Raw genomic sequence first — 6156 nt, forward strand, 5'->3', positions numbered from 1 at the left:
CCAAGGAGACGAACGGTACATGCGCTCGGAAGAACGGGGCCGGAAACGAGTCAGGCCCCGGATTCTCGGGAGAATCCGGGGCCTGCCCCTACCTACCTGTCGGGCTGACAGGATTTGAACCTGCGACCACTTGACCCCCAGTCAAGTGCGCTACCAAGCTGCGCCACAGCCCGTCCGCGCTCTCGTCGAGCGCTCGTTGAGATTACAACAGTGACGGACCGAAGCACCAATCGCCTGGTCAGCGACCCATTTTGGGGCGTGGGTTCTACTTGCGGACGCGCTTTTCCCGCACCCGCACCGAGATCCGCACCGGGCTGCCGTCGAAGCCGAACTCCTCCCGCAACCGGCGCTCGAGGAAGCGGCGGTAGCCGGCCTCGAGGAACCCGGTGGTGAACAGCACGAAGGTCGGGGGCCGGGTGGCGGCCTGGGTGGCGAACAGCACCCGCGGCAGCCGGCCGCCGCGCATCGGCGGCGGCGTCGCGGCGACGACCTCCTTGAGCCACGTGTTGAGCCGGCCCGTGGAGATGCGCTTGTCCCACGATTCGAGCGCCGTCTCCATCGCCGGCACCAGCTTCTGCACGGCCCGGCCGGTCTTGGCGGAGATGTTCACCCGCGCCGCCCACGGCACCCGCAGCAGGTCCCGTTCGATCTCGCGGCCCAGTTCGTAACGGCGGTCCTCGTCGACGAGGTCCCACTTGTTGAACGCGATCACCAGGGCGCGACCGGATTCGACGACCATCGTGATGACCCGCTGATCCTGCTCGGTGATCGGCTGCGAGGCGTCGATCAGCAGCACCGCGACCTCGGCGGCGTCGATCGCGCCGCGCGTGCGCAGCGACGCGTAGAACTCGGCACCGGACGCGCTGTTGACGCGTTTGCGCAGGCCGGCGGTGTCGACGAACCGCCACGGCTTGCCGCCGAGTTCGACGATCGAGTCCACGGGGTCGACGGTGGTGCCGGCGACGTCGTGCACGACGGACCGTTCGTCCCCGGACAGCTTGTTGATCAGGCTGGACTTGCCGACGTTCGGCTTGCCGACCAGCGCCACGCGCCGCGGACCACCGCCGCCGGTGCCTTCCCGCGGGGTTTCCGGCAACGCCTCGAGCAGCACGTCGAGCAGATCACCGGTGCCGCGGCCGTGGGTGGCCGAGACGGTGTGCGGCTCGCCCAGCCCGAGCGACCACAGCGCGGCCGCCTCGGCTTCGACGCGGTCGTCGTCGACCTTGTTGGCGACGAGGATGACCGGGGTCTTGGAGCGGCGCAGCACCTTCGCGACGGCCTCGTCGACGGAGGTCGCGCCGACGGTGGCGTCGACGACCACGAGGATCGCGTCGGCGGTGCGCATCGCGACCTCGGCCTGCCGGGCCACGGAATGCTGCAGGCCCTTGGCGTCGGGTTCCCACCCGCCGGTGTCCTGCACCATGAATCGCCGGCCGTTCCAGCTGGCCTCGTAGGACACGCGGTCGCGGGTCACGCCCGGCACGTCCTCGACGACCGCTTCGCGGCGGCCGATGATGCGGTTCACCAGGGTGGACTTGCCGACGTTGGGGCGTCCGACGACCGCGACGGTGGGGACCGGCACGAACTCCTCGAGGTCGCCGCCCTCCCCGAGTTCGATGTCCCAGTCCGATTCCTCGGACCAGGTGCCGTCGCCGGCGAATTCGATTGTCACGTCGTCGCTCACAGCGCCGCTCCCGTCTGTTCGGCGACCACCGCGACCAGAGCAGTGATCACCTCGTCGATGTTCATGTCGCTCGTGTCCACGTGCACGGCGTCGTCGGCCGCGCGCAGCGGGGACACCGCCCGGGTGGAGTCGAGGTGGTCGCGGCGCTGCACGGCGGCCAGCACCGCGTCGTAGTCGTCGCCGCGACCTTCCGCGATGTTCTGGGCGTTGCGCCGCTGCGCGCGTGCCTCGGCGGAGGCGGTCAGATAGATCTTGACGTCCGCGTCCGGGAACACGACGGTGCCGATGTCGCGGCCCTCGACGACGATGCGCTCGGCGTCGCGGCCGATCTGCCGTTGCGCGGCCACGAGCATCTCCCGGACCTGCGGGACCGCCGACACGGCGGATACCGCGGCGGTGACCTCGGCGCCACGGATCTCGTCGCGCACGTCCTGGCCGTCGAGGCGGATGTCCTCGACGGTCGGGTCGGTGCCGATCGACCAGGGCAGATCGGCGGTGGCGGCGGCGATGGCGTCCGGGTCGGTCAGGTCGGTGCCGCGGCGCAGCGCGTGCAGCGTCGCGAGCCGGTACATGGCGCCGGTGTCGAGGTAGGCGGCGCCCAGATGCTCGGCGAGCCGTTTGGAGACGGTGGACTTGCCGGTGCCGGACGGCCCGTCCATCGCGACGATCAGCGCGGTCACAGGCCCACCGCCTGGTACAGGCCGCCGACTTCCTTGCGGCCGAGGACGCGGAGGGTGCCGGGCCGCTGGTCGCCGAGCGCGACGGGCCCGATATCGGTGCGCACGAGCCGCACCACCGGGTGCCCGACGGCGTCGAGGAGGCGGCGCACGATGTGCTTGCGGCCCTCGTGCAGCTCCAGCCGGACCAGGGACTGGCCCTCGTTGACCTGGAGCAGGGCGAAGCTGTCGACCTTGGCGGGGCCGTCCTCGAGTTCGACGCCGGCGCGCAGCTGCTTGCCGACGCCGCGGGCGAGTACGCCCTTGACGGTCGCGAGGTAGGTCTTGGTGACCTCGAAGGACGGGTGCATCAGCCGGTGGGCGAGTTCGCCGTCGTTGGTGAGCAGCAGGAGGCCCTCGGTGTCGGCATCCAGTCGGCCGACGTGGAACAGGCGCTGACCGGCGGCGACGCGTTCGGAGACGATGTCGCCGACGCAGGGGCGGCCCAGGTCGTCGGACATGGTGGACTGCCAGCCCCGGGGCTTGTTCAGGACCAGGTGCACCAGGTCCTTCTTGACGACGACGCGGATGCCGTCGACGCGGATGACGGTGTTCTCGGGGTCGACGCGCAGCCCCTGCGAGGTGACGATGTTGCCGTCGACCTCGACGCGGCCGGCGGCGATGAGTTCCTCGGCGGCGCGGCGGGAGGCGACCCCGGCCTGCGCGAGCACCTTCTGCAGGCGCACGCCCTCACCGGCGGGCAGCTGGGTGGGCGCGGCGGAGCTGTGCTGGTGCCGGGCGGGCTTGGCGTTGCTGATGGTGGGGATCGGGTCGGGACGCTTGGCGGCCGGTTTCGGGGCGGCGGGCCGGCCACGCTTGTTCAGCTTGGTCTGCGGGGTGCTGCCCTTGCGGTGCGCCTTCTTCGGGGCGTCCGCCCGGCCCGAGGCCTGTGCCCTGGATGAACCCTGGGTCTTGCCCGAGCGGGAGGTGTTCTTCTTGCGGTCCGGTGTGCCATCACGGCGAGCGGGTGTATTCAAGATTTTCCTGTCAGTTGTCTGGCTCGAACTCCGCGATCGAGACGTCCTCGGTGCGCGAGTTCCCTCCCATTCTCGCAAATCGCGGGTCCGACTCGAGGCTCTCGGAGATGTCATCGATCACATCCACGTCCGGGAGCAGCGGCGCGACGGGCGGCAGATCCTGCAGCGACGCCACCCCGAGACGCTCCAGGAACAGCTCGGTGGTGACGTAGAGGGTGCCGCCGGTCTCCGGGTCGGTGCCGGCCTCGGCGATCAGGTCGCGGGCGAGCAGGGTGCGCATCACCCCGTCGACGTTGACGCCGCGCACCGCGCTGACGCGGCTGCGGGTCACCGGCTGCCGGTAGGCGACGACGGCGAGGGTTTCCAGCGCGGCCCGGGTCAGTTTGGTGCGGGCCCCGCCCTGCAGGAGCTTCTCCACGTAGGGCGCGTAGTCCCGGCGGGTGTAGAACCGCCAGCCGTCTCCGGCGTAGCGCAGGTCGATGCCGGAGCCGCGCGCGGTCAGCTGCGCGGCCATCTCCAGCAGCGCGGATTCGACGCGGGTGGCGGTGACACCGATCGCGGCGGCGAGCTGCTCGTTCGAGGCGGGGGTGTCGACGACGAGCAGCAGTGCCTCGAGGGCGGCGGCGAGCTCGTCGTCGGACATGTCGAGCAGTTCGGCATCGAGATTCCGCTCGGCGGTGACATCCGTGTCGGTGACATCCGTATGGGTGACATCCGTGTCGGTGACATCCGTGTCAGGGTTCTCGGTCACCCGTAATCCTCCTCGAAGTCCACGGCGGCGTCGTCGTTCTCGCCGGTCCAGGTGATGAGCAGCTCGCCGAGCGGTTCGGGCTGGTCGAACTGGACGGCGCGTTCGCGGTACAGCTCGAGCAGCGCGAGGAACCGGGCGACGATCTGCAGTCCGCTCTCGCATTCGGCGGTCAGCTCACCGAAACCGGTCCAGGTGCCGGCGCCGCGGGCGCGCAGCAGCTCGAGCAGCCGGGCGGCCTGCTCGGGCACCGACACCTTCGGCACGTGCAGGTGATCGAGCCCGACCGTCGGTGGCGGTTTGGGGCGGAACGCGGCGGCGGCGATCTCCGCGAACCGTTGCGGGTCGACGCCGAGGGTGACCTCCGGCAGCAGTCCCTCGTAGCGTTCCTCGAGGGCCACCGCCCGCGGGTAGCGGCGCAGCGCGGCGGACTCGAGGGCGGCGAACAGTTCCGCGACCTGCTTGTAGGCGCGGTACTGCAGCAGCCGCGCGAACAGCAGGTCGCGGGCCTCGAGCAGCGCCAGGTCCTCGGGGTCCTCGACCTCCCCGGACGGCAGCAGCCGCGCGGCCTTCAGGTCCAGCAGGGTCGCGGCGACGACGAGGAATTCGGTGGTCTGGTCGAGTCCCGCCTCCGGGCCGAGGGTGCGGGTGTAGGCGATGAATTCGTCGGTGACCTCGTGCAACGCGACCTCGGTGACGTCGAGGCGGCGTTGCGAGATGAGGTTGAGCAGCAGATCGAAGGGGCCTTCGAAGTTGCGGAGCCGGACCCGGAATCCGCCGGTGTCGGGTTCTTCGACGGGGGTGTCGTCGGGCAGCAGGGTGTCGTCGGGCACGGATCAGCGGCCGGAGCGGTGAATGACTTCGCGGGCGAGCGCCCGGTAGGACTCGGCGCCACCGGATTTCGGGGCCCAGGTGGTGATCGGTTCGCCGGCGACGCTGGTCTCGGGGAACTTGACGGTGCGGTTGACGACGCTGTCGTATACGAGGTCGCCGAAGACCTCCACCACGCGGGACATCACCTCCCGCGCGTGCAGGGTGCGGGCGTCGAACATGGTGACGACGATGCCACCCACCGTCAGCCGCGGGTTGAGCCGGTCCCGGACCTTGGCGACGGTGTCGTTGAGCAGGGCCAGGCCGCGCAGGCTGAAGAACTCGCATTCCATCGGGATGATCACCGAATCGGCGCAGGCCAGGGCGTTGACGGTGAGCAGCCCCAGCGACGGCTGGCAGTCGACGAGCACGTAGTCGTAGCGGTCGAGCACCGGGTAGAGGGCGCGGCCGAGGGCCTGTTCACGGCCGACCTCGGAGACGAGCTGGATCTCGGCGGCGGACAGGTCGATGTTGCTGGGCAGCAGGTCCAGTCCCTCGACGCGGGTGCGCATGAGCACCTCGTCGACGCCGACGCGCGGTTCCACGAGCAGGTTGTGGACGGTCAGGTCCAGGTCGTGGTGGGCGACACCGAGTCCGGCGGACAGCGCACCCTGCGGGTCGAGGTCGACGAGCAGCACCCGGCGCCCGTATTCGGCGAGGGACGCCCCGAGGTTGATGGTCGAGGTGGTCTTGCCGACCCCGCCCTTCTGGTTGCACATCGCGATGATCTTGGCGGGCCCGTGGACGGCCAGCGGCGGTGGTTCCGGGATGTGCCGGCGCGGGCGCCCCGTCGGTCCGAGATCCATGTCGGCTGCAGAGGCCACCGGCCGCGCGTCGTGCGAGGTCGACGCGGGCGGAGCCGGGTAGGTCGTGTCCGTTGCGGGTGAGTGTGGTGTCCCCACGGTCCGGTCCTCCCCCTGTTCGGCGTCACTGATCTGTTGCCCAAACGCTACCGCTTCGGCCCCGGGTTCCGTGGACGGACACGCTTCCCGGGCGTGGTGCTCAGCGGGCCCGCGGATGCGCACCGGCCCACACCTCTCGCAGCGCCCCGACGGTGACGAGCGTGTAGATCTGGGTGGTGGTGACCGAGGCGTGACCGAGAAGTTCCTGCACGACGCGCACGTCGGCGCCGCCGTCGAGCAGGTGGGTGGCGAACGAGTG

7 protein-coding genes and 1 tRNA gene are annotated in these 6156 nt (G+C 70.5%); all 8 read right to left on the reverse strand.

Annotation, left to right across the window (positions count from 1 at the left end; translation table 11 throughout):
• Positions 1 to 99: 99 nt before the first annotated feature.
• Positions 100 to 173 (reverse strand) — tRNA-Pro (locus tag ACN675_RS27080).
• Positions 174 to 265: 92 nt separating this feature from the next.
• On the reverse strand, positions 266 to 1684 hold the full coding sequence (gene der / locus ACN675_RS27085) for a ribosome biogenesis GTPase Der (RefSeq protein WP_420753758.1): 1419 nt from the start codon (positions 1682 to 1684) through the stop codon (positions 266 to 268).
• On the reverse strand, positions 1681 to 2343 hold the full coding sequence (gene cmk, locus ACN675_RS27090) for a (d)CMP kinase (RefSeq protein WP_420753762.1): 663 nt from the start codon (positions 2341 to 2343) through the stop codon (positions 1681 to 1683). The genes der and cmk overlap by 4 nt, the downstream gene beginning before the upstream one ends.
• A 17-nt stretch (positions 2344 to 2360) precedes the next feature.
• Entirely contained in the window at positions 2361 to 3377 is a 1017-nt protein-coding gene (locus tag ACN675_RS27095) for a pseudouridine synthase (protein ID WP_420753759.1), read from the reverse strand.
• Positions 3378 to 3387: 10 nt separating this feature from the next.
• Positions 3388 to 4020: an SMC-Scp complex subunit ScpB gene (scpB, locus tag ACN675_RS27100; protein WP_231609808.1), complete on the reverse strand. Its 633-nt coding sequence runs from the start codon at positions 4018 to 4020 to the stop codon at positions 3388 to 3390.
• 104 nt (positions 4021 to 4124) lie between these two features.
• Positions 4125 to 4958 (reverse strand): segregation and condensation protein A, encoded by an 834-nt coding sequence (locus ACN675_RS27105; protein WP_420753760.1) that lies wholly within the window; start codon positions 4956 to 4958, stop codon positions 4125 to 4127.
• Between the two features lie 3 nt (positions 4959 to 4961).
• The gene (locus ACN675_RS27110) at positions 4962 to 5897 is read right to left on the reverse strand and encodes a ParA family protein (protein WP_420753761.1); all 936 of its coding nucleotides are present in this window, start codon (positions 5895 to 5897) and stop codon (positions 4962 to 4964) included.
• Between the two features lie 100 nt (positions 5898 to 5997).
• Positions 5998 to 6156, reverse strand: a 159-nt coding sequence (locus ACN675_RS27115) for a tyrosine-type recombinase/integrase (RefSeq protein ID WP_420753763.1), incomplete at its 5' end; no start/stop codon positions are given.

The sequence above is a fragment of the Rhodococcus sp. O3 genome (assembly GCF_048897285.1).
In the GTDB taxonomy this organism is placed as follows: domain Bacteria; phylum Actinomycetota; class Actinomycetes; order Mycobacteriales; family Mycobacteriaceae; genus Rhodococcus.

What these genes read in the sequence shown, in the direction of transcription:
- cmk (WP_420753762.1), bottom strand. Translation starts at nt 2,343, where the DNA reads ATGGACGGGCCGTCCGGCACCGGCAAGTCCACCGTCTCCAAACGGCTC.
- scpB (WP_231609808.1), bottom strand. Translation starts at nt 4,020, where the DNA reads ATGTCCGACGACGAGCTCGCCGCCGCCCTCGAGGCACTGCTGCTCGTC.